The following is a 21,973-nucleotide window of genomic DNA, read 5'->3' as shown; positions in this document are numbered from 1 at the left end:
CAAGGAATCGAGATGTCACCTGTACGCGAACACTACAACCCCATCATTACCCAGCTACTGCGTGAGCATGATCAGCTGCCGCATGAGAATGTCAGTGAGCGCAAAAGTTTCCAGCGCAGAATTCTGTTCTTGATGACTACGATCAAAATGGAAGAGTTTGAGGACTCTTACGCTTAAATAGACTCAATGCAGATCCCTACTTGATGATTGGAATAAACCCATCTCGATTTGGCATCTTTACCAAGGGTAATGTGCTCGCGTTCATTACCTCATCTTTTGAGACGATCTTATTCATATACAAGATATAGGCAGTTAAAGCGTACACCTGATCATCCGTGAGTGATTGCGGAGCTTGGTGTGGCATAGCCCGTCTTACATAATCGAATATGGTTGTGGAATAAGGCCAAAAACTACCCACTGTTTTAACTGGCTTATCTGTATTGAGATTGCCCCCACCAACCAATCGGTTAGCAATTGCGCCCTGCCCTTTGTCACCATGACAGGATGAACATTTTTGCTGGTAAATGGTTTCGCCTATTGCGGCTGTGCCAGATCCTGGTGGCAGGCCTGCACCACTTGGACCAATATCAATATTCCATGCTTTGATTTGGTTTTCAGTAACCGGCTTACCAAGACCAACTGGTCCAGTCGTGTGATACCCACTGCTGCAAGCCACTAGAACGCCAGACAATGCCAAGGCTAGAGGAAGTTTCACAAAAGATTTAACGACCATTTGTAATCTCCCCGTTAGCAGCAACACGCCATGGCTGAATTGCATTGTTGTGATAAAAACTATTAGGGCTCTTCACCTTTAATAAAGCTTCCATGCTTGGCTGGGTATCGCCACTAGAGTCGATTGCTCGACTCATAAATACTGTCGGCTCACCATTCCAAACCCAGGGATAGCGAAAGCGCACTAAAGACTTGTCCATGACCGGCTCTTGCAAGATGGCATCGCCCCAAGACTTTCCACCATCGGTTGATACTTCAACCTTTTTAATTTTTCCATTGCCAGACCAAGCGACACCTGAAACCTCATAGAATCCCTTGGACTTGAGTTTCATCATGCCAGAGGGTTGCGTAATGACAGACTTCACATCCATGGCAAATGTAAATTGCTGAGCCTTACCATCCTTCTGCAAGTCAGTATAGGCAGACGTTTCTTCACGGGTTTGCCAAGGCTCGGCTCCTAATTTAATACGCCTTAACCACTTAATACTCATGTTGCCTTCGAATCCTGGCAAGAAAAGGCGCAGTGGATAGCCCTGCTCTGCGCGTAACATCTCTCCATTCTGGGCATACACCAATAAAGCATCGTCCATCATCTTGCTCATCGGAATACTTCGAGTCATTGCAGCGCCATCGGCGCCTTCTGCTAAAGCCCATGTAGCGCCAGGCTGGATTCCACATTCTTGAAAGATGGTGGATAGGCGAACGCCAGTCCATTCGCAACAAGAAAGCAGCCCGTGAATTTCTTGGGCAGTTTTACCGCTTGCCTTTTTTAACTCAGCAGCACTATTGCCAGAGCATTCTAAAAAATAAATTCGAGACTCTGATGGGAAACGAACAATGTCTTCCATCGATAGCATCAAAGGTCTATCGACCATGCCATGAATGACTAAACGATGCTGATCAGGATTGATATCCGGCACACCAGCGTGATGTCTCTCAAAGAAGAGTCCATTTGGCGTGATAATGCCATGCAAATTTTGTAGCGGTGTGCGCGATCCAGTTAAAAATGTTGGAGCCGGAGATGGCAAGACCCGAACTACATTCTTCTCATATTTTGAAGGAAGGCCATATGGTGGATTAATGAAAGTCGAGCCCTGCACCTTAGTCCAAGGATCTACCTCTAAAAATTCACTTGTTGAGGATTGGGCAAGCGAAGCACCAGAGACCATTGCGGCTCCAAGACCTGCACCAACCCCAGCAGAATTTTTTAGAAATTTTCGGCGACTAGAAGTATTGCTGTTGTCTGACATAGGTATTTCACCTTTTTAAAATAGACACATCAATTAAGAACGCATTATTTAAAGAATATCGCCAAAATAATTAATGGCAATAACGTTAAGCCAGATTCATGATAAAAATTAAGCCTATTGAAGCAATAAATAGGGTTTCCACTACCAACATCACAACTGGTTGCCAGCCGAGCTTTGCTAACTCCTGAAAGTTTGTCTTCAATCCAGCAGCGCCGATAGCAATCACGAGCATCCAGCGAGATATGCCGCCAATAGAGTGGGTTACCGAGCTTGGCAAAATCTGCATGGATGCAACAACGGACAAAGCAACAAATCCCAATAGGAATGTTGGTATCAGACGCAAACTTCCCCAGCCTAAGCGTTGAGATGATTTTTCAGCGCCAAAGAAAATAGAGATAAATAAAACCACGGGCAACAACAATGCAACCCGGAATAACTTAACAACCGTAGCGACATCGCCTGCCTCCGGCCCAAACAACATACCAGCAGCAACTACCTGTGCAACATCATGAATGGTTGCACCTAGAAATATGCCTGCAGGTAAATCAGTAATGTTGAGTAACTGTAGGGCAAATGGATACACCACCATTGCGATGGTTGAAAGAACGGTTACCCCAACCACTACCAGTAAAGTAAAGCGCTCATTCTCTTTTGTTTTTGGAAGAACCGAGGCAACTGCTAATGCTGCAGACGCCCCACAAATACCAACAGACCCTCCCGCGATCAGACCAAAGTCAGGGGATAGCTTCAACAGTTTGGCCAGGAAGAAGCCAAGGCATACCGTAGCGCCTACTGCAAACATCACCATTAGCCCAGTATTCCAACCGATTGCACCAATATCAGCAAATGTAATGCGGATACCTAGGAATGCAACGCCTAAACGCAAAACCGTTTTTGCACAAAAATCAATTCCTGGCTTTACTGTTTCATTCAGGTATAAAAAATGTAGGGATAAGCCAATCAGTAAGGCATACAACAACTGTGGGCCGCCATAGTTCTCAGATAGAAAACTGGTTGACATGGCAATGACCAGGCAGACTAAAAGTCCTGGAATATTTTTTCGAGTGGTAGTTAGCATCAATCTAAGCTACTAACTCACTGAAATACTCGTGTTGAGTAGTATTTAAGGTAGAGACGCGCCACTCCAAAGGTTCATCCTGAATACCAAGCGCTACCCTTCGAATGATGAGCACTGGGGAGTCTGGCTTTAATCCAAGCCATTCACCATGCTGTTTGCCTGCCAATCCAGCGCGTAAGCGTTCACTGCTTCGCACTACAGTCTGGCCATACTCCATTTGGTACATTTGGTAAATGCTACCTTTGCGATCAATAAAGTCTGCACGGGTTAAATCCTTAAACCGCTTTTTATCTAGCGTGATCTGGTCGATCATCACGCATTGCCCTTCCAATGAAAGGCGATTGGTAATTCTCCAAACAGGTGATCCCTCTTTAATTTCCAACTTACTTGCCTCTTCTTTATTGGCAGCAGCACTATTTAAGGAAACCAGTTCAACTTTGGGATACACCTTTTTTTCAGCATCGTGTTTAACGATGTGGAAAAAATAATATAAAAGTCGTTTGAGATCATGCTCAACAACATAGGTGCCCCTGCCTTGGCGTCGAACCACAATACCTTCAGCAACCAACTCGTCCACCGCTTTACGCAGGGTACCTATAGATACATCCAACTCTTTCGATAAATCCTTTTCGGCAGGCAATGCCTGCCCCATAGGATATCGACCCCTGACCAGATCCTCGGTGATCTTTTGCTTGACTTCTTGGTAAGCGGTCAGGTTTCTCATGCTGCAGTCTTATGCTGATTCGTATAAACGAGTCAATACAAACTCACGGTGACCGAGAATCTCAGAAGCAGTCAACTCACCATCAGCGGTACGCTTCAAGCAATCTAACAACTTGTTTCCTGCATCATCCATATTCTCTTCACGACGCAATAAGCCTGACACATCAACGTCAATGTGTTCACCCATAGTGCGAACAGTCTTTGGATTAGCGCAAATCTTAATTACTGGAAGAATTGCATTACCAATTACGTTACCCTGCCCCGTTGGGAAGAAATGAGCTGTAAAACCTGCGGCTGCACACAAGGTGACCATTTCAGCGGCAGCTGATGATGAGTCCATGAAATGAAGTCCAGGAATTGTTGGCTCTTCACCCTTATCAAGCACGCTATCCACAATACATTTCTTACCAATTTTTTGGATATTACCCAAAGCCTTCTCTTCGATGGTTGTTAAACCACCTGCAATATTGCCTTTGGTTGGCTGGGAGTCAGATAGATCGCTTGTCTTATGACGCTCAATAACATCTTGGTAACGATCAAACATCTCACGGAATTTCTTCTTCACCTCAGGTGTACGGCAACGTGCCTCAACTAAATGCTCACCACCAGTCAACTCGGTAGTCTCACCGAATACCAAGGTAGAACCAATTCCATAGAGCTTATCGAAAGCATCGCCAACAGTTGGGTTTGCACCGCAACCAGAAGTCGTATCAGATTCACCGCATTTTGTAGAAACCCACAACTCTGAAAGAGGAGCAGAAACTCGTTTTTGCTTAGATGCATGCTTCATCATGCTATACGCAGCTTTGCTGGCAGAGGCAATCGTTGCTGTATCGCCATTACCCTCAATCCAGAATCCCTCAACTGGCTTACCTGATGCCTTGATGCCATCGACAATAATTTTTGTCCACTGTGGCTCAATACCAATCACCACTACTGCTGCCACGTTTGGATTGCAACCAGTTCCAATCAAAGTGCGGAAATGCAAATCTAAGTCAGCTCCAAACTGCAAACGACCATAGGAATGAGGGATTGCCATCGTTCCTTTGATGTTGTTTGCTACTGCTTCACAGGCTGCGTTAGATAAGTCGTCTAAAGGCAAAATCAATACATGATTTCGAATACCCATGCGTCCGTTTTCACGGCGATAACCTAAAAAGGTCGCGTCTTTCAAATTAGTCATTTTTTATATCTCTCTCAATGAATAGGTAGGTAAGGAGGCTGGATTACCAGCGCTTAGTTTTTACGTTTTGGACGTGGAGGTGTTCGCCTTTTTTAATTGGGGCTACCACCTTGCCAATATCAACGCCGTATTTCATTACCGTGTCACCTGGCTTGAAATCGTTCAATGAAATTTTGTGACCAATTGGAATGTCACTTTCAGACTTGATATTTAAAGTTAGGTCACCATCCATTACCCAACCAATCAAGTCGGTTCCGGCTTTAACACCCTCAACTACCACTACACCTACACCATCTGCTGGCTCATGCACGACAAAGTGGATCATTACTATCTCCTCAATAATCTCGTTTATAAAAACTACTCAGTCCATGACTGGCGGATACCAGTCTGAATTTCTTCTACAACTACATCTGAAACTATGACGCCGCCTTTTAGTCCTGTGGCGCGCTGCTTAAAACGACGCTGCCCAGGAAGACGAGTTCCGGCATCAGCACTTAAAACTTGTAAAAAATCTTGAATTCGACCAGCAAAAACAGATGCGCCTGCTAAGCCTGGATCAATCGTCAATATCAACTGACCAATCCGTGGGCGGTTACCCTTCGGATCAAAAAAAGAATCTGCCTCATAGGAAAATCTACTGCCAGAAAGCCCAACTACTAGTAATTCAACGATGAGGGCAAGCAAAGCCCCTTTATCACCGCCCAGAGGAACCATCAGACCCTTCAGGCCCTCTTGTGGATCCGTGGTTGGCTTACCGTCAGCAGTCAATGCCCAACCTTCTGGAATCTGCTGGCCATTTTTTGCTGCGACCAATAATTTTCCGCGGGCAACCGCAGAAAGTGACATGTCGATGACCAGGGGATCGCTACCCGGAATTGGGAAGGCTGCAGCCAAAGGATTGGTCCCAAAAATAGCTTTCGCACCACCAACCATTGGCATTGCCGCTGGGGTGTTTCCAAATAACAATGAGATATAGCCCGCTCTTGCAGCAGCCTCAACATAATGACCTGCGACGCCAAAATGATGGCTATTGGTAACCGCGACTAAACCAAGGCCACTTTTGGAGGCCAGATTCACGGAGAGGTCAGTAGCAAAACGAAGTGCAGGAAAAGCGAGGCCATCACGCGCATCAACCAACGCTGCTGCCGTCTTGAATGGTCGAACCTTCAATTTGGGATCTAGTTCAATACGCCCATTTTTTGCATGGCCAGCGTATTGAGCCACCCGTGCGAGGCCATGTGATGCAAGCCCATCCAGCTCCGCTAAAGCCAAAAATTGCGCCGTTTCATAAGCGGCCTTTGCACCAATCCCTGCGGCCCTCAGACCTGAATCGGCCAACGTCAGCAATTCCTGATAACTGAGATTCATGCATGCTCCCCTCGGGAAAAGGCAATCAGGCTCAACCCATTAAAACGCAGGGTTTTTAGGGCTTGACTAGACTTGGCTTTAGGGGACAAAATAGATGACATATCTGAATCATATAGATGATTTAGATATCTTGCAAGAATCAATTCATTGTGCGGCGCAACGAATACAAAGTGGCGCAATATAGTGGGTGGAGGAGACAGTAGTGACGTATAAGCATATAACTAATAAATAGCAATAAAGCGTATTTTTTGATGCCTAAGTAGATAAGATACAAAGATCAAATTACCACTGGAGATCACCGATGTTTAAGATTGAAAATTTCAAACTGAGTAGACGATTTATTTTGCTTGCTGGAGCGCTATCGCTCGCCCTACCCCAACTAGCAATCGCGCAATCTTGGCCTACTAAGCCAATTAAATTAGTAATCCCATTTGCAGCTGGAGGAACTACCGATATTCTTGGCAGACTCCTGGCTCAGCAATTAACAAAAGACTTGGGACAGAACGTTATCGTTGAAAACAAAGGCGGTGCAGGCGGTAATATCGCAGCTGAATTTGTAGCGCAATCCCCTGCTGACGGTTACACCATCATGCTTGCTTCTGGAAGCATGCTCACAGTTAACCCCAACTTGTACAAAAAATTGCCGGTTAATTACAGCAAAGATTTTGTGAATATCACCAATGTTGCCAGTGGTCCAATGCTGCTATCAGTAAGTACTAAATTGCCCGTTAAAAATTTAAATGAATTTATTACCTACGCCAAAACTAAAGATCTGAATTTTGGTTCAGCTGGTATCGGCAGCCAAGTGCATATGGCTGGCGAGAATCTCACCTACTCTGCCAATATTCCAGCAACACATGTACCTTATAAAGGTGAATCAGCGGCTATCAATGACCTCGTAGCTGGACAAATTGATTTCATGGTTGGTAACTTGACAGCTGCAACTGGATTTGCAAAGACCGGTCAAATTAAGCCGATAGCCGTTACCAGTGCTAAGCGAGTTAAACAACTTCCTGATGTGCCTACCGTTGCCGAAAGTGGGATTCCTGGATTTGAAAGTACAGGCTGGTTTGGCTTGATTGCCCCCGCCAACACTCCTAAAGCCATCACCGATAAGATTTACGATGCCACGGTAAAGGCAGTGAACTCAGAAGCGATGAAAAAGAGCCTAGAGCTTAACGGCTTAACTCCAGTAGTCAATTCTCAGAAAGACTTTGATGCTCAGATTAAAGCTGAGTCAGCAAACTGGGAGAAGGTGATTAAGGGTCGCAATATTAGTGCCCAGTAATGATTCATAGCGGTATAAAAAAGCGAGGATTCGTCCTCGCTTTTTTACTTTCTAATAAGCAATCATTTTATGCAAGCTGTCTAAGCAATAACATTGAACCAGAAAATACCAATATAGAGCCATAAGCTATCCGCATCGAAGTATTGCTAAGCTTGGTGTGGACATGGGATCCAGTCCATATACCCAAGAATGCAACCGGCATTAAGCAAGCGGCAAGGACGATTACCTCCCAACTCAGTATCAGCCCAGTAACCAGCATCAAGGCAAGCCTTAAGAAGGTCAGCATAAAAATAGCAAAGGCCATTGTCGCGCGAAGAACCTTGGGGTCATTAATTCTTAAACCTAGATAGGATGCATACACTGGCCCACCTGTAGCAAAAAGAGCAGTAAATGCACCTCCAAAAAATCCAAATGGCACTGCCCACCATTTATTGATGGGATCTCGAAACTCGACGTTTCTCTGAACTAAAACACGCACGCCATTAATGGCTGCAAAGATCCCAAGAATCAATAACAAAGGCTCGCTTGGCGCCTTCACCAATAAAAAGATCCCTAATACCATCCCGATTAGACTAAAAGGAAATAGCCATTTCAATTCTTGAATATTGGCATCACTAGATGACTTTCTACCCACATACAGCGAAGCGCAGATATCAATAAGCACCATCATTGGCACCACTACCTTTAGCGGGTACATCTGAACCAGTAAAGGCACAGCCGCTATTGATGAGCCAAATCCAGAAACTCCAAAGATGAAGAATGCGCACAGAACAATTAGAGTTGCTAGCGCAAACGAGGCCGGCTCAATTAATTCAAAAATAATTAGGCCTCTACCAAAATAGTCTCGCCAGGTTTAATCATCGTAAATTGAACTGGTCTATTTTTAATATCCAACCCATTTTTACCCAATTGAACTGCTGTGAAATAAGACTCTTCTAAAGAGCCGGGTTGAGGAAAATCATCACGATAGTGAGCTCCTCGAGAGTTTTCACGAGAAAGCGCAGCTTCGGTTACAGACTTGCTAACTAAGATCAGATTATTTAAATTCATCCAATCCTGCCATGTAATGCTGTATTCCCTTTGAATATCGCCAACGCCAATTTGATGCAACTGCTCACCTAACTGATCAAGCTTGATGCGAGCTCGGAGCAAACTTTCTTTTGTTCTTGAGATGCCTACGTCATCCCACATACACTCTGCCAGAGCATCACGAATTAACTCAATATCGCCAGCAGGCCTCTCTAATGGCGCCTCATGAGCCTTGATGCTGGCGTGCACCTCATCCATATTGCACTCCTGCAAATTCTGCGAAACAACCCATTTCGCCATTTCTTCACCAGCAATACCGCCAAATACAGTGGAGTTAGCAACGCCATTACCACCCAAGCGGTTTGCACCGTGCACCCCTCCAGTGTCTTCACCTGCTGCAAATAAACCTGGTAACTCGGTGCTGCAGTCTGCCTTAAATATCAATCCGCCCATCATGTAATGTGCAGTTGGAACAACCTCTACAAGATCTCCAGCCAAGTCAAAGCCACTATCAGCACATCGCTCGACCATGCCTTTAAATTGCTTGCGAACGTTATCAGGGCCGAGATGACTCATCTGAATAAAAACACCGCCATTAGGGGTGGCTCTACCCGCTCTAATTTCAGAATTAATAGAGCGAGAAACAATATCTCGAGTTGCACGTTCATTACGGGGATCGTAGTTACCCATAAAGCGCTCTTGATTACCATTAAGCAAATATCCACCTGCCCCACGCAAGCCTTCCTCAAGAACAGTTCCAGTCATCCTGGTGCCAGGGCCGGCTAACAAACCAGTTGGATGAAACTGCACCATTTCCATATCGCGCAATGTGAGGCCAGCACGCAGAGCCATTGCTAAGCCATCACAGCTCTTATCGCCCGAAGGCGTGTGGTACTTATACATTGTTGGACCACCACCAGTAGCAAGGAGTACTGCCTTGGCTCGTACCAATGTGAATTCACCAGTCTGCATATTGAGCATGAGTACCCCGGCGAGTGACTTTCCATCAGCACTATGAATTAACTCAAGCGCCCGATATTCCTCAAGGCGATGAATTCCTCTAGCCCAGACTTGCTCAGCCAATCGACTGATAATTTCAATGCCAGTCAAATCACCCTTATGAACTGTACGGTCAAAGGTTTGTCCAGCAAATGCTTTTTGATGGACTGTTCCATCTGGATTGCGATCAAAAAAACAGCCGAGCTCATTCTCAAGCTCATGAATACGTTCGACAGCCTTATTAACTAAGGTCCAAGCTAACTCTTGATCGGACAGCCATTTACCACCCTCAATCGTATCCATAAAGTGACGCTCAACAGAATCACCTTCTGCTAGCGCAACGTTATAACCACCCTGCACCATCCGGGTACAACCACATTTCCCCAGCAGCCCCTTTACGGCAATAGTGATCTTAAGGTTTGGATTAGCTTGATGTGCGTGCAGGGCTGCAAATAATCCTGCACCACCAGAACCCAGAATTAGGATATCAGTTTCAATAGTGGCGATATTCATGATGCAATTCCTAAGCTCTTTAAAACAGCTTCTTTATTGCGCGCAACATCGCTCTTCACTTCTTGATAAATGCTGCCACCGTGGCTATCCATTGCTACCAGCAAAGGACCAAAGTCCTTAATCTTGAAGCGCCAGAGAGATTCTGGATTGAGATCATCCATATCGACATCTTCTATTTGTTCAATCCAAGTCGTCTCTAGTGCCGCTGTGCCGCCAATAATAGCAAGGTACACGCCACCGATTTCCTGAAAGGCTGCCGCAGATCCTTCACGCATACCGCCCTTGCCTACAATCATTCGCACACCATTTTCAGTCATCAAAGGGCGAGTAAAACGCTCCATACGATCTGAAGTAGTAGTCCCAATGCAGATTGGCTGGTAGCCAGCTGGGAATTCTTCGCTGACAGGCACCTTACGCACATTCGGCGCTGTATGAATCACAGCATGCCCATTGAGATCAAAGCGAGTTTTTCGACCCTTATCAAATAAGTGGATCTGCGTAGCATCTCGAATACCAAACAAGGTATTTTGAAGTGTAACTGTGTCATTAATACGTAGCTTACGAATATCCGCTTCGCTAACAGGAGTTGGAAGGTAGTAATGGGCCATCGTTATTCCTAGAATCCGTAAGTCACACCAGCGGGTGTGAAAGTTGCTCGCGCTCTTCGCGCAGAATGGCACTGCATATTGACTGCCACTGGATTTAAAGTGATATGGGTGTGTGCAAGCTCGACATGCACGGCAAATGCCGTTCCATCGCCACCTAAACCTTGGGGGCCAATACCTAATTTATTTACAGCAACAGTTAACTCTTGCTCTAACTTGGCGCCTTCTTCGTCACTACATACGCTCCCCAATGCCCTGGTAGCCGCACGCTTGGCCATCGCAACACATTGCTCGGAGGTGCCACCAATGCCAACGCCAACAATCGTTGGGGGGCATGTCTTACCTCCAGCAGATACCACACTCTCAATGACAAAAGCTTTAACGCCATTAATCCCATCAGCAGGAATAGCCATCTTCAAAAATGAATTATTTTCTGAGCCACTTCCCTTTGGAACCATCTCAATTTCAAGCGTCTCATCATCGTCACAAAAATCAATACTGATTGCAGGCATATCAATGCCGCAGGAGGTGTGATTATTTTTTCTGGTGATTGGATGGACTACTGATGAACGCAATGGATATTCAGTTGTTGCACGCTCACACCCTTTACGAATAGCCGCCTTGAGCTCCATGCCATCAAGCTGAACATTGCGACCAATCTTGACCTTGTAGATCGGTAGGCCCGTGTCCTGGCAAAGTAAGTTGTCCTCACGCTCTGCAACAGCAATATTGGTGATCATGGTTTTCAGCACTACCTGTGCGCGAGCATCCGACTCACCTTGGTTTAAGCGCTCAATACCCGCTTTAACATCATCTGGGAGTACTTTTAAGGCGCGGATATAAAGCTCTTTACATGCGTCTTCAACTGCTTTCATTTGCAACTGCATAAATTACCCAATCAATTTGCTAAATACAAGAATAGAAGGCCACAAGCAATGCCAAACAAAATAGCCACTTGGGTCCAAGCCTTACGCAGTCCGCGCCACGGACCAAACTCAATCATGATGAGCCGAATTCCACCCACCAAATGTATCGCCAACAAAATAACGAGCGCCCACTCACCAAATTTGAATACCCAAAAATCAGTTAATTCTAAATAGCGCTCAAATCCACTGGCCCCACGTAGGGACTGAGAAAGCATTAAGAAATGCAAAGGAATAAAGCAAGCCAACAATAATCCGGAGAAACGATGGCATGCATATGCAAAGTAAGAGAGATGAGACTTTGCGCGTAAATCGAGCTTTGGTCTAGATCTCATAAAGCACCTCCGGTATAGACGCCGATTACCGCTGTAGTTCCCAGGGTGATGATGAGGGCCGCCAGAACCCAAGATAGAGCCTTGGAAATAAATCCTTTGCAAAAGGTTTCTTCGAGAATGTTAGCCACACCGATAGGTGCATGTACAAAACAGGCCAAAACAAAAATCTCATAAAAAATGGCAAATGCAATATTGCCTTGCGTGCGCCCAAGAATCTCTTCAGCAGTGAGACCGCCGCGTATTGCGTAAAAAATAATGATGAGGTGGATGCTGACACAGAGTCCTAAAATCATGGCACTAATTCTTTGGGCATACCAAAGCTTTGCCTGCAATACTCCCGGACTCATAACTTACCCCATTTGCTGCCACGCACGGCAGCCCTGGCTACCAATTTCTTAAGGCCAGCAATACTGGCTGTAGGCTCAAGCTTCTTAGGACAGCGCTCTGTACAAGATCCCTGCGTATGACATGCATGACAACCTTCATCGCCAGCAACAGCACGCAGGCGATCCAATTGCTGCACATCACGCACATCGTTTGTTAGCGTCCAGGCGCGATTCAAAGCCGCAGGACCAAGATAGTTAGCGCGTTTTTCAACAACCTCACACGAGGAATAGCAAACTCCGCAACCAATACATTCGATGCCAGCATTAGCCAACTGGCGCTCAATCGATTCTGGCTCTACTTTCGCAAAATCATCATGACGTGTTTTATTGCCCTTGAAGAAGCCGACAGCACCTTTCCACTTGTTAAAGAACTCTCGCATATCCGTTGCAAGATCTTTAATGACGGGAAGATTATTTAAGGGGGCGATCTCTAGTGAGTCACCCTCCACAATCTGAGAAACGTGCGTGCGACATGTCCAGCGAGCAACGCCATTCACTGTCATAGCGCAAGAACCACACATACCAACTCGACAAGCGAAGCGATAACTTAGGGTTGGATCCAGCTTGCGCTGAATATAGGTAACAACATCCAGCACCGTTTGATTGGAGTTTCGTGGCACCAAATACTCAACAAACTCACCTTCTTGAGCACCGCGCCAGACTTTTACTTTGAGATCTGTATTGGACATGAGCTGATTATATCGATAGATAGTAAAAAATAAATCGAATATAATTTTCTTCGAGATAAAAAAATACTTTATATTTAAGCCTATGTCGAGCATTCGAGTACTCAAGAACTTTCTAGCTATTTCAAGACACAAGAGCGTGGCGGCCGCTGCACGTGAAATAGGGCTTACCGCAGCTGCTGCGGGACAACAATTACAGCAACTGGAGGCAGATATTGGTATTGAGCTTTTTGATAGGACTAAACGCTCCATGACTCTAAATCACCACGGCAGATCATTAGTTGAGCCAATCCAGGAGATCGTGGCTCGTTATGAGGCCCTGGGCTCTGATTTCAAATCCGAAGTGAGCGGAACCATCGTTTTAGGTGCACTTGTTTCAACCCTCATGGGGGCATTTGGCAATGCCCTCAATAAAATCAAACAAAGTTATCCAAGCCTTGAGGTCAAATTAATAGCTGGCTTATCTAGCAACTTTCTTGATCAAGTTCTTGACGGGAGTCTGGATGCAGCCATTGTTACAGAATCCCCATATGCATTACCTCAAAATGTGCAATGGACTGAGTTGTACAACGAACCCATGGTGTTAATTTACCCAACAGTCAAAAATAGAAAAGGTGTCTCCACAAAGGCATTGTCTAGCGAGCTACCATTTATTCGATTCGAGAGAAACACTTGGACAGGCCACCTTGTAGATCAAACTATTCGCTCAAACAAACTAGTTATTAAGGAAGGTATGGAGCTCAATTCCGTAGAAGCAATTATTGAGCTCGTGAGGCAGGGGCTAGGCTACGCAATTGTCCCTAAGCTAGCGAACATCTCCTGGGGAACTGATAAACAATTACACATTTCGGAGTTGACAGGGAAAACAGTGTTTCGTAAGGTGGGACTGCTAGAACGAAAAAAACACAGTCGCCAAAATATTACCCAGGTCATTAAGCAACACTTCTTATCCATTCATCCAACAAATAACTAGCCAACTTAAGTGGGTTCTGTAGACATAGCAACAATAAGAAAAGTCCGGCATTACCGGACTTTTCATTAGGCGCAATAAAGGCCTTATTTCTTAAGATTCAATTCAGTACCTAATTTGCTATAAAGATCGTATTGCTCTTTTGCAAAGGCTTCGGTATCTGCTTGCGAGCGAATCGCTGAGATTGCACCAACCATGTCATTACCATTTATCCATGCAGGATTTTTTGCAACCTCTTTGAGAATAGCCTGCCACTTGTCAACAACTTCGGACGGTAGCCCAGGAGGTCCATATAAACCACTCCATCCCATAACCTTCTCGAGGCTTCCCATTCCCTCCTCTTTTGCGGTGGGAATATTTGGAAAATCTTTTAAGCGTGTAGGTGATGAAGTTACAAGGGGTCGCATTGCATTTCCTTTTAACTGCCCTGTAATGGTCGTTAAGTTATTGCATAAGAAATCCACTTCACCACTCAACAAAGCAGTAGAAGCCAGTCCAGCACTTTTATAAGGGATCATCGTTGCAGCTGATGATGGTAAGCCAACGTCACGCAAGAGAACCTCTACAGCCAAATGTTGCGTGGTCCCCGCACCCGCAGTGGAATAATTCAATTTAGTTGGATTTGCCCTAATGACCGCTATTAATTCCTTCATATTTTTATAGGGTGCATCAGGCTTCACAACGCAAACCAAGGGATTAAAGTCAAGTAAGGAGATGAACGTAAAGTCATTCCATTTATAAGGAGTACTACTATCGAGTGCCGGAACAATCGCCTGAGAGCCAGCCCTTGAAACTAATAAAGTGTAGCCATCAGGCGGGGATGTGCGAACTTTTTGCGAGCCAATCGTCCCTGATGCGCCCGCAATGTTTTGCACAATCACGTTTTGGCCTAATAACCTGCCAGCTATAGGCGCTAAATTTCTGGCAGAAAAGTCACTATCACCACCAACTCCATAGGGCGCAATGAGCGTAATGGGTCTATTTGGATAATTTTGAGCTACTGCAACATCAGCAGCCAACGCCATCAAAAATAATGCTGGAATAAATCGATTTTTTACTAAGCGCAGCATGCTACCCCCTGTTTTTTAAAATCCGGCATCCCATAGAAATACAAGCTAATGCTAAAGAGTATTTGTAAAAAATAAAGTAAGGGTTTAAACGAGTAAGAGCGTCGATTGACTATACAGTCAACTCAACAGAAAGTTTGGTCCCTGGAACCAAGATTCCACCCCTATCCCCTGGTGTCACACCCCCCCAGCGAGAATCAAAATAGGCGGGCAAAGGTCTTGCTGATAGAGGCGCAATCCAGAGGCGCAACAGATGGCGCTGAAGTTTAGGGTCTGGCCAATTCTCAAAATCATTTCTTGAATGGAGAATTTGATGGTTATGCAAGAGTTGAATATCGCCTTGCTCAAAAGCCATCTGCAGGGCAAATCCAGGCTCTTGCAAAATGGCATCAATTTCATCCATGACTTCGATTTGCTCTGGAGTTAGTCTCGGAGCTTGCGGATAAAGTCGTTGTGCGTCTTCTATGTAGTGCCGCAAGTAAACACAGGAAAGATGTCCTTGATACCAATTAAAGATTGGAATCTCAAACCATGGATCCCGACCTTCAGGAACTTCTCCTCGGCGATCAGTCGGGTAAGGAGTAAACATAGCAGAGATTAAATCCGGCCTGCGTTCAATCAACTTGTTATAGAGGGCCATCGAGCTTGCAATAAATGACTCCCCGCCCGCCTTAGCTTTTTGTAGGCAAAGCAAGCCCACAATATCTGCAGAATCGGTATGGTAATCAAGCTTTCTATTGGTCTGATAAAAACGTACTCCAGCCTCTACCTTGACACCTTGATCACGTACATGACCCAAAAGATGACCTTTACCATTACTACTTCTTAAGCTACCCATATGGCGACCAAGCCCCATATAAACAGCAGCAGCCTTTTCTATTGACCAGTTTTTGATTGGAAGACCACGCAACAGCACAAAGCCACGCCCGGCTAGTAGCTCATTAAGCGTTTTAGCAACAAATGGCGCAAGCTTTTTTAGTGGAAATGATTCAGGGCTGATGTCTTCTAATGCAATGCCAGAGCTAAGAAAATGATCTGCGGCCGCCTCAAGCTCGGCGATTTGCTCTGAGTCCCAATGAACAATCCAGCTAGGATCATTTTGAATAACCTCGCCTAACCATGCACCAGCCCCCTCAATCACGCTTGGGGCATTGTCCAGTTTATTTGCGGCGTGTTCTGCATGCATATTCATTACCTCATCTAATTACATACATTTGGATTTTGACTGCGCTCGAATTAAAAGCAGTCTATCTCAAAAAATTTGAGAAATAAATCACAAATATACTTTTTCATATCAATTTATTTTATTTTTAAAACTCTCATATAACTAAACTCTATAGATGATGGTGAATGATTAAGGGTTATCACCCATTTTTACCTCTGCCCCTACATAAGAAGAAATTCCGAAAAATCCAAAAATAAATTCGCCTATGCGCCAGAATAAAAATAGATTGTTTTTGAACAAATGAATTTACAAAAATATCGTATGCTCTACTGACAGAGAGCAGTACTCAATGAAATTTTTAGGGATGTATTTTTTATGGTCACAAAAATTACCAGCGGTGCCGATAACTTTGTTAAGGCGCTAGAGCTTGCGGGTGTTACTAAAGTGTTTACGCTTTCTGGAAATCACATCATGCCTGTGTACAACGCACTGTTTGATTCCAAAATTGCGCTCATACATACGCGACATGAGGCGGCTGCAGTTCATATGGCTGATGCATGGGCAAGACTGACTGGTGAGATCGGTATTGCCTTAGTGACAGGCGGACCAGGTCATGCAAATGCAGTCTCTGCCCTCTACACCGCCTCAATGGCTGAATCACCAGTTGTTCTTGTCTCAGGGCACGCACCCTTAAACCAGCTGGGTAAAGGTGCATTTCAGGAGATGGCTCAAGCAGACATTGCAGCGCCGTTAACAAAGGCCTCCTGGACTTGCCAAAAAGTTGAAGATATCGCCATCGATACTGCAAAAGCAATACGCATAGCAAAGTCGGGAAGACCGGGCCCTACACACCTGAGTCTACCTAGCGATATTCTAGAAGCTGCAAGTCCATTAAATGCCCCCCTACCCTCAAGCGAGGATTTCTTGGTGGAGCATCAGTCCAGTAATGTAGATGTTGCGGCAATTCTGTCGCCGTTAATGGCTTCTAAAAAACCACTCATACTCGTTGGACCAATGATGCTCTCCAAGTCCGGAAGAAAGCAATTGCTACAACTTGAAGCAGCGTTAAACATTCCCGTGGTTGGCATGGAAAGCCCAAGAGGCATTGGCGATCCTAGTCTCGGCGCCTTTTCTGAAGTTTTATCTCAAGCCGACTGCATTCTTTTGCTTGGCAAAAAACTCGACTTTACCTTGAAGTTTGGTAATAGCCCTGGCATCAATCCAGAGTGCACTTTGTTACAAATTGATCCCGAAGCAAATGAAATTGAGCGAGTCAAAAAAGCAGTAAGCAATCGCTTGAAGTCATCATGCATTTGCGACACCCCCACTGCAATCGACAAACTGATCGCTGCTAAATCGGCAAAACATCCAAGCCCAGATGAATGGCTAAAAGAGGTTAATTCAGCCATTACCTATCGCCCTGCTTCTTGGAAAGAGTTACCACCAACAGCAGGCAGAATTCATCCAGCACAAGCATTTCTGCCTCTTCAAGAAATATTGGATAGTCACCCAGATTCAGTGCTAGTCAGTGATGGCGGTGAAATTGGACAGTGGGCTCAGGCATGCTTGAATGCACCCAATCGTGTTCTCAATGGCATCGCCGGCTCCATTGGGGCCGGGATCTCTTTTGCATTGGCATCAAGAGTTGCAAAACCAAACGCACCGATTATTGCTGTAATGGGAGATGGTACTTTTGGTTTTCATAGCGCTGAAATTGATACAGCCGTTCGCTATGGACTAGATTTTGTCCTTTTAGTTGGAAACGATGCGCGATGGAATGCCGAATATCAGATCCAACTCAAAGATTACGGTAAAGATAGAACCATTGGCTGTGAACTGTTGCCATCGAGCTATGAAAAAGTCTGCCAAGCTTTTGGTGGTTACGGGGAGCTAGTGACAAGCTCTAATGAAATACTGCCTGCAGTAAAACGTGCAATCGCGAGCAATTTACCATCCTGCATTAATGTCATGATTGAGGGTCTAGCGGCACCTAATATCAAAAGGGGCTAATCTGACTAAGTACCAGAATTTCCTTGAACAATGTCGTTCAATCATTGGGCTGGACTTTGTGTGCGACTCAAAATCCGATAACCAGCCTTTTTTAACGGATTGGAGTAAACGCTTCTCGGGTGATGCCATTGCTGTCTTAAAACCAAAGAACACTCAGGAGGTAGCTGCCTTAGTTTCTTTGTGTAATCAAAATAAAATATCTATCGTGCCGCAAGGAGGAAACACTGGACTTTGTGGTGGCGCAACCCCCATCAGCGATTATCAATCGGTTGTCATTCTCACAAGCAGAATGAACCGAATCCATGAGGTTAATCTTGAAAACTCGACGATTACCCTTGATTCTGGAGTGCTACTAGCAAGCGCTCAAGAGACTGCAAAACAATCGGGAAAGTTATTTCCCCTTAGCCTCGCTTCAGAAGGCAGCTGCACTATTGGAGGAAATTTATCCACCAACGCAGGGGGAGTACAAGTTCTTCGCTATGGGAATATGCGTGATCTCACACTAGGCCTTGAGGTGGTGACACCATCTGGCGAAATCTTCAATGGTTTACGCGGCCTTAGAAAAGATAACACCGGGTACTCATTAAAAGATCTCTACGTTGGCTCAGAAGGAACGCTTGGAATTATCACTGCTGCAACCTTAAAGCTATTTCCATTACCTCGATCTAAAGCTACAGCACTCGTTGCCCTAGAAGACATAAACGCCAGCATCCAACTGATTGAATTAATTAATCAGCATTGCAATGCAGACTTAACCGCATTTGAGATCATTTCATCTAAAGCGCTCAGCCTTGTTCCCATCGGGAATGAAAAACTAGCCGGGCTAGTTAACAACAAATCTTATTGGACAGTGCTGATAGAGCTATCAAGCATGGAGGATGAAGAAAAATCATATACCCAGCTTGAATCATTGCTTGAGAAGGCCTTTGATGTCGCACTAATCAATGACGCTGTCTTATCAAAATCCTTACAGCAGTCAAAAGAGCTCTGGAAAGTAAGGGAGGGCATACCGGAAGCGCAATTCAGCCTTGGGACAATCATCAAGCATGACATTTCATTGCCAATATCTGCACTGGCGGAATTTGTCTCATCAACAGAAGTGAAATTGAAAAACTTTTGGCCGCATTTACAAACAATTATTTTTGGGCACATTGGTGATGGCAATCTTCACTACAACATTGCGCCACTCACCCCAGAATTTTCTACAGAACTTGAGTCAAGAAGAAAAGACATTAATCAATTGGTTCATGATGAAGTCTATAAATACTCAGGCTCATTTTCAGCCGAACATGGTATTGGGCAGCTGAAAAGAGATGAGCTAACGCAAAGAAAGAGTTCTGTAGAACTGGGGTTGATGAAAAGCATCAAAATAGCACTTGATCCAAACGGAATCATGAATCCTGGCAAAGTACTTTAGCAGCAATACCTATGAATATTTCTCCGTACCTATAGAACGTATTCACTAGAAACTTGAAATCCTACAAAGCCTCTCTGTAGATGGCGGCAGCATCTTCAAGCTTGATTTCCCGCGGACTATTCATTAGCAAACGGGTTTGTAACATCGCATCGATCGCCAATTGATCAATATCTTTTTCAGCAATCCCAACATCTCTAAGACGAGTGGGCAGGCCTAACTCCCCTGCCAAGGAACCAAGATAATCTACCAATTGAGAAGCTTGCTTCATAGTCGACCCTTGTAAACCGGGCCGAATAATCTGTCCAAGATCCGCATACATTACATGCGCAACCTCTAAGTTAAATCGCATTACCGGAGCCAGCACTAGTGAATTTGACAGCCCATGTGGCACATGAAATCTTGCTCCAATTGGATAAGCTAAAGCATGAACACCGGCGACTGGTGCATTAGTAAATGCCATTCCACCTAAACATGCTCCGAGTAGCATATTTTCACGTGCCTCAATATCTCCACCCACAAAGACTGCACGATGCAAGTTGTTCGATAACAATCTCAGGGCCTCTTTTGCAAGGCAGTCAGCCATGGGATTTTTTAAATGCTTTGTTGTAAATGCCTCGATTGCATGAACCATGGCATCGATTCCAGTGGCTGCAGTGACATGTGCTGGAAGACCCAATGTCAACTCAGCATCTAAAAGAGCAACATCCGGTAGTAAGTGGGGGGATAGGACACCCTTCTTTTCACTCTCGCTCACAGTAACTACTGAACTCTTAGTTACTTCTGATCCAGTTCCCGCAGTGGTGGGTACCAATATTAACGGTAACCTAGGGCCTTTCGCATTGCTGATCCCATAGATATCAGCCAATGCCTCCTTGCCCAGCGATAGCAAGGCAACGAGCTTTGCCACATCCATCGAGCTGCCACCGCCAAACCCCACAATACAGTCTGCTTTATATTCTTGAGCCACCTTAACCGCTGTTTCGATGATTGAAACCGGTGGATCAGCCTGGACTTCAGAAAAAATATGTACAGGAATGTTTAACTCTTTGAATTGAGGTAATGATTTTTCCAACAATCTTGCAGCAAGTACTCCGGGGTCCGTAACAATTAAAACGTTGCTAGCACCCTGCTCACGAGCGATTTTTGCCAACTGGTTAGAGCCACCCCGCTGAACCAGGATAGAACGAGTGGAATGAAAATCAAATTGCATCAGCAATCCTTTGGTAATAAATAAATACGCTCAGAAGGGCTTAAGCAAAACCTTTGCCGCTGCAGTCTTGCCGGCATGTAAATCCATAAAAGCTTGAGGCCCATTATCTAGGGTTCGCTTTTCCACCCAAGACAAATCTCCAAACGCATTACGAGCCAATAGATGAACCGTGGCCTGAAGATCAACGGTTGAATAAGTGTAGGTGCCAAGAAGTGTAATTTCCGCAAGTGTGAGCTTACGCATATCAATCTCACTAGACCAATCCTGAAGACCTACGTGCATAATCACACCTCCAGGTTTGATAGCTGCCATGGCAGCATTTCGAGTTACGGCAGCACCAACACAATCCATTACAAACTCATAATAGTTTTCAGATGCCTTCTGCTCAATTGGATTAAAGGTCTTGCATGCAGCATGAAGCTCAATAGCGCTTCTGCGCAATGGATTTACCTCTGCGACCGTTAAGTCACCAACCCCATAATGTTTGAGAAGGAGAGCGGCTAACATGCCAATCGCCCCACCACCGAGGATTAAAACGCGACATTCCTGTATGGGGCGCTGAAGTGCGCGCATTGCTAAATTGATTGCATGCACTGCAGTTGCAGCAGGCTCAGTGAGTGCCGCCGCATCTACCGACAGATTCTCTGGGACTGCTATCAATGAGCTTGCCGGAATACTCATATACTCAGCAAAAGCACCAGGGCGAGTCATGCCAACCATTGTTCGGTTAGCGCATAAATTATTTCTACCTTGCAAACAATACTCACAATGTCCGCAGGTGATTAACGGATTACCCGTGACTCTTTGCCCGGGAGAAAATAATGGGGTACTAGCTTCCGCAATTGTTCCAGCAAATTCATGTCCCAATACAAGCCCTGGTTTTCTTCTGGGATCATGTCCATGAAAAGCATGCATGTCACTACCGCAAATGCCAACTGACTCTATCTTCAAAACCACTTCTCCTTCTACTAGATCGGGATAGGGTCGATCTAATATTTGCATCTCATTGGGTTGCGTATAGACCAAAGCTTTCATA

The 21,973-nt window shown here is 45.0% G+C and carries 23 protein-coding genes; 5 read left to right on the top strand and 18 right to left on the bottom strand.

Going from position 1 to position 21,973, the window contains the following annotated elements:
• Window positions 1-12: 12 nt before the first annotated feature.
• Window positions 13-177 (top strand): hypothetical protein, encoded by a 165-nt coding sequence (locus ICN25_RS06830; RefSeq protein WP_216182353.1) that lies wholly within the window; start codon window positions 13-15, stop codon window positions 175-177.
• A gap of 19 nt (window positions 178-196) precedes the next feature.
• Here ICN25_RS06830 and ICN25_RS06825 read toward each other — a convergent pair whose 3' ends face one another.
• The 7 genes from ICN25_RS06825 to ICN25_RS06795 all read right to left on the bottom strand — a co-directional run bounded on the left by ICN25_RS06825 (window position 197) and on the right by ICN25_RS06795 (window position 6,334).
• Window positions 197-733, bottom strand: coding sequence for a c-type cytochrome (locus ICN25_RS06825; RefSeq protein ID WP_255536714.1), 537 nt, complete (start codon window positions 731-733; stop codon window positions 197-199).
• Window positions 723-1,982, bottom strand: a complete 1,260-nt coding sequence (gene soxC, locus ICN25_RS06820) for a sulfite dehydrogenase (protein WP_216180500.1) — start codon at window positions 1,980-1,982, stop codon at window positions 723-725. The genes ICN25_RS06825 and soxC overlap by 11 nt, the downstream gene beginning before the upstream one ends.
• An 85-nt stretch (window positions 1,983-2,067) precedes the next feature.
• Complete coding sequence (locus tag ICN25_RS06815; protein WP_216180485.1) at window positions 2,068-3,060, bottom strand: YeiH family protein; 993 nt, start codon at window positions 3,058-3,060, stop codon at window positions 2,068-2,070.
• A gap of 4 nt (window positions 3,061-3,064) precedes the next feature.
• A complete protein-coding gene (locus tag ICN25_RS06810) occupies window positions 3,065-3,784 on the bottom strand; it encodes a GntR family transcriptional regulator (protein ID WP_216180482.1) in 720 nt (239 codons plus the stop codon).
• Window positions 3,785-3,793: 9 nt separating this feature from the next.
• Entirely contained in the window at window positions 3,794-4,966 is a 1,173-nt protein-coding gene (locus ICN25_RS06805) for a UxaA family hydrolase (RefSeq protein ID WP_216180479.1), read from the bottom strand.
• Window positions 4,967-5,009: 43 nt separating this feature from the next.
• The gene (locus tag ICN25_RS06800) at window positions 5,010-5,291 is read right to left on the bottom strand and encodes an SAF domain-containing protein (protein ID WP_015421504.1); all 282 of its coding nucleotides are present in this window, start codon (window positions 5,289-5,291) and stop codon (window positions 5,010-5,012) included.
• Window positions 5,292-5,323: 32 nt separating this feature from the next.
• Window positions 5,324-6,334 (bottom strand): Ldh family oxidoreductase, encoded by a 1,011-nt coding sequence (locus tag ICN25_RS06795; protein WP_216180476.1) that lies wholly within the window; start codon window positions 6,332-6,334, stop codon window positions 5,324-5,326.
• A gap of 301 nt (window positions 6,335-6,635) precedes the next feature.
• On the opposite strand from ICN25_RS06795, the gene ICN25_RS06790 reads away from it, so the two are divergent.
• Window positions 6,636-7,622 carry a tripartite tricarboxylate transporter substrate binding protein gene (locus tag ICN25_RS06790; protein ID WP_216180474.1) on the top strand — a complete coding sequence of 329 codons (987 nt, stop codon included), beginning with the start codon at window positions 6,636-6,638 and terminating at the stop codon, window positions 7,620-7,622.
• Window positions 7,623-7,689: 67 nt separating this feature from the next.
• On the opposite strand, the gene ICN25_RS06785 is transcribed toward ICN25_RS06790, so the two are convergent.
• The 7 genes from ICN25_RS06785 to ICN25_RS06755 are packed head-to-tail and all read right to left on the bottom strand — an operon-like array spanning window position 7,690 to window position 13,101.
• Window positions 7,690-8,391 (bottom strand): sulfite exporter TauE/SafE family protein, encoded by a 702-nt coding sequence (locus ICN25_RS06785; RefSeq protein ID WP_216862905.1) that lies wholly within the window; start codon window positions 8,389-8,391, stop codon window positions 7,690-7,692.
• A 53-nt stretch (window positions 8,392-8,444) separates the two neighbouring features.
• Window positions 8,445-10,163, bottom strand: coding sequence for an L-aspartate oxidase (locus ICN25_RS06780; RefSeq protein ID WP_216180471.1), 1,719 nt, complete (start codon window positions 10,161-10,163; stop codon window positions 8,445-8,447).
• Window positions 10,160-10,771, bottom strand: a complete 612-nt coding sequence (locus ICN25_RS06775) for a fumarate hydratase C-terminal domain-containing protein (RefSeq protein ID WP_216180469.1) — start codon at window positions 10,769-10,771, stop codon at window positions 10,160-10,162. Before ICN25_RS06775 ends, ICN25_RS06780 begins: the two co-directional genes overlap by 4 nt.
• 8 nt (window positions 10,772-10,779) lie before the next feature.
• Window positions 10,780-11,643, bottom strand: coding sequence for a fumarate hydratase (locus ICN25_RS06770; protein ID WP_370624711.1), 864 nt, complete (start codon window positions 11,641-11,643; stop codon window positions 10,780-10,782).
• A gap of 23 nt (window positions 11,644-11,666) precedes the next feature.
• The gene (gene sdhC, locus ICN25_RS06765) at window positions 11,667-12,026 is read right to left on the bottom strand and encodes a succinate dehydrogenase, cytochrome b556 subunit (protein ID WP_216180463.1); all 360 of its coding nucleotides are present in this window, start codon (window positions 12,024-12,026) and stop codon (window positions 11,667-11,669) included.
• Window positions 12,023-12,373, bottom strand: coding sequence for a succinate dehydrogenase (locus ICN25_RS06760; protein WP_216180460.1), 351 nt, complete (start codon window positions 12,371-12,373; stop codon window positions 12,023-12,025). The genes sdhC and ICN25_RS06760 overlap by 4 nt, the downstream gene beginning before the upstream one ends.
• Entirely contained in the window at window positions 12,370-13,101 is a 732-nt protein-coding gene (locus tag ICN25_RS06755; protein WP_216180457.1) for a succinate dehydrogenase/fumarate reductase iron-sulfur subunit, read from the bottom strand. The genes ICN25_RS06760 and ICN25_RS06755 overlap by 4 nt, the downstream gene beginning before the upstream one ends.
• Before the next feature lie 82 nt (window positions 13,102-13,183).
• On the opposite strand from ICN25_RS06755, the gene ICN25_RS06750 reads away from it, so the two are divergent.
• Window positions 13,184-14,071 (top strand): LysR family transcriptional regulator, encoded by an 888-nt coding sequence (locus ICN25_RS06750; RefSeq protein ID WP_216180454.1) that lies wholly within the window; start codon window positions 13,184-13,186, stop codon window positions 14,069-14,071.
• Between the two features lie 83 nt (window positions 14,072-14,154).
• Here the strand turns inward: ICN25_RS06750 and ICN25_RS06745 are convergent, their stop codons facing one another.
• Both ICN25_RS06745 and ICN25_RS06740 read right to left on the bottom strand, forming a co-directional pair.
• On the bottom strand, window positions 14,155-15,138 hold the full coding sequence (locus ICN25_RS06745; protein WP_216180451.1) for a tripartite tricarboxylate transporter substrate binding protein: 984 nt from the start codon (window positions 15,136-15,138) through the stop codon (window positions 14,155-14,157).
• Window positions 15,139-15,247: 109 nt separating this feature from the next.
• A complete protein-coding gene (locus tag ICN25_RS06740) occupies window positions 15,248-16,321 on the bottom strand; it encodes a TauD/TfdA family dioxygenase (protein WP_216180448.1) in 1,074 nt (357 codons plus the stop codon).
• 354 nt (window positions 16,322-16,675) lie between these two features.
• Here ICN25_RS06740 and ICN25_RS06735 point away from each other — a divergent pair, with 354 nt between their 5' ends.
• Together ICN25_RS06735 and ICN25_RS06730 are read left to right on the top strand one after the other, a co-directional pair.
• Window positions 16,676-18,310 (top strand): thiamine pyrophosphate-binding protein, encoded by a 1,635-nt coding sequence (locus ICN25_RS06735; RefSeq protein ID WP_216180445.1) that lies wholly within the window; start codon window positions 16,676-16,678, stop codon window positions 18,308-18,310.
• 58 nt (window positions 18,311-18,368) lie between these two features.
• Entirely contained in the window at window positions 18,369-19,727 is a 1,359-nt protein-coding gene (locus tag ICN25_RS06730; protein WP_370624710.1) for an FAD-binding oxidoreductase, read from the top strand.
• Window positions 19,728-19,788: 61 nt separating this feature from the next.
• Here the strand turns inward: ICN25_RS06730 and ICN25_RS06725 are convergent, their stop codons facing one another.
• Window positions 19,789-20,940, bottom strand: coding sequence for an iron-containing alcohol dehydrogenase (locus tag ICN25_RS06725; RefSeq protein WP_370624729.1), 1,152 nt, complete (start codon window positions 20,938-20,940; stop codon window positions 19,789-19,791).
• Window positions 20,941-20,967: 27 nt separating this feature from the next.
• Window positions 20,968-21,972 carry a galactitol-1-phosphate 5-dehydrogenase gene (locus ICN25_RS06720; RefSeq protein WP_216180440.1) on the bottom strand — a complete coding sequence of 335 codons (1,005 nt, stop codon included), beginning with the start codon at window positions 21,970-21,972 and terminating at the stop codon, window positions 20,968-20,970.
• Between the last annotated feature and the right edge of the window lies 1 nt (window position 21,973).

It is taken from the genome of Polynucleobacter sp. 80A-SIGWE, assembly GCF_018882295.1.
Classification (GTDB): Bacteria; Pseudomonadota; Gammaproteobacteria; order Burkholderiales; family Burkholderiaceae; genus Polynucleobacter.
The sequence above is the reverse complement of the archived record's forward strand: the minus strand, read 5'-3'. Positions and strand labels throughout refer to the sequence as shown.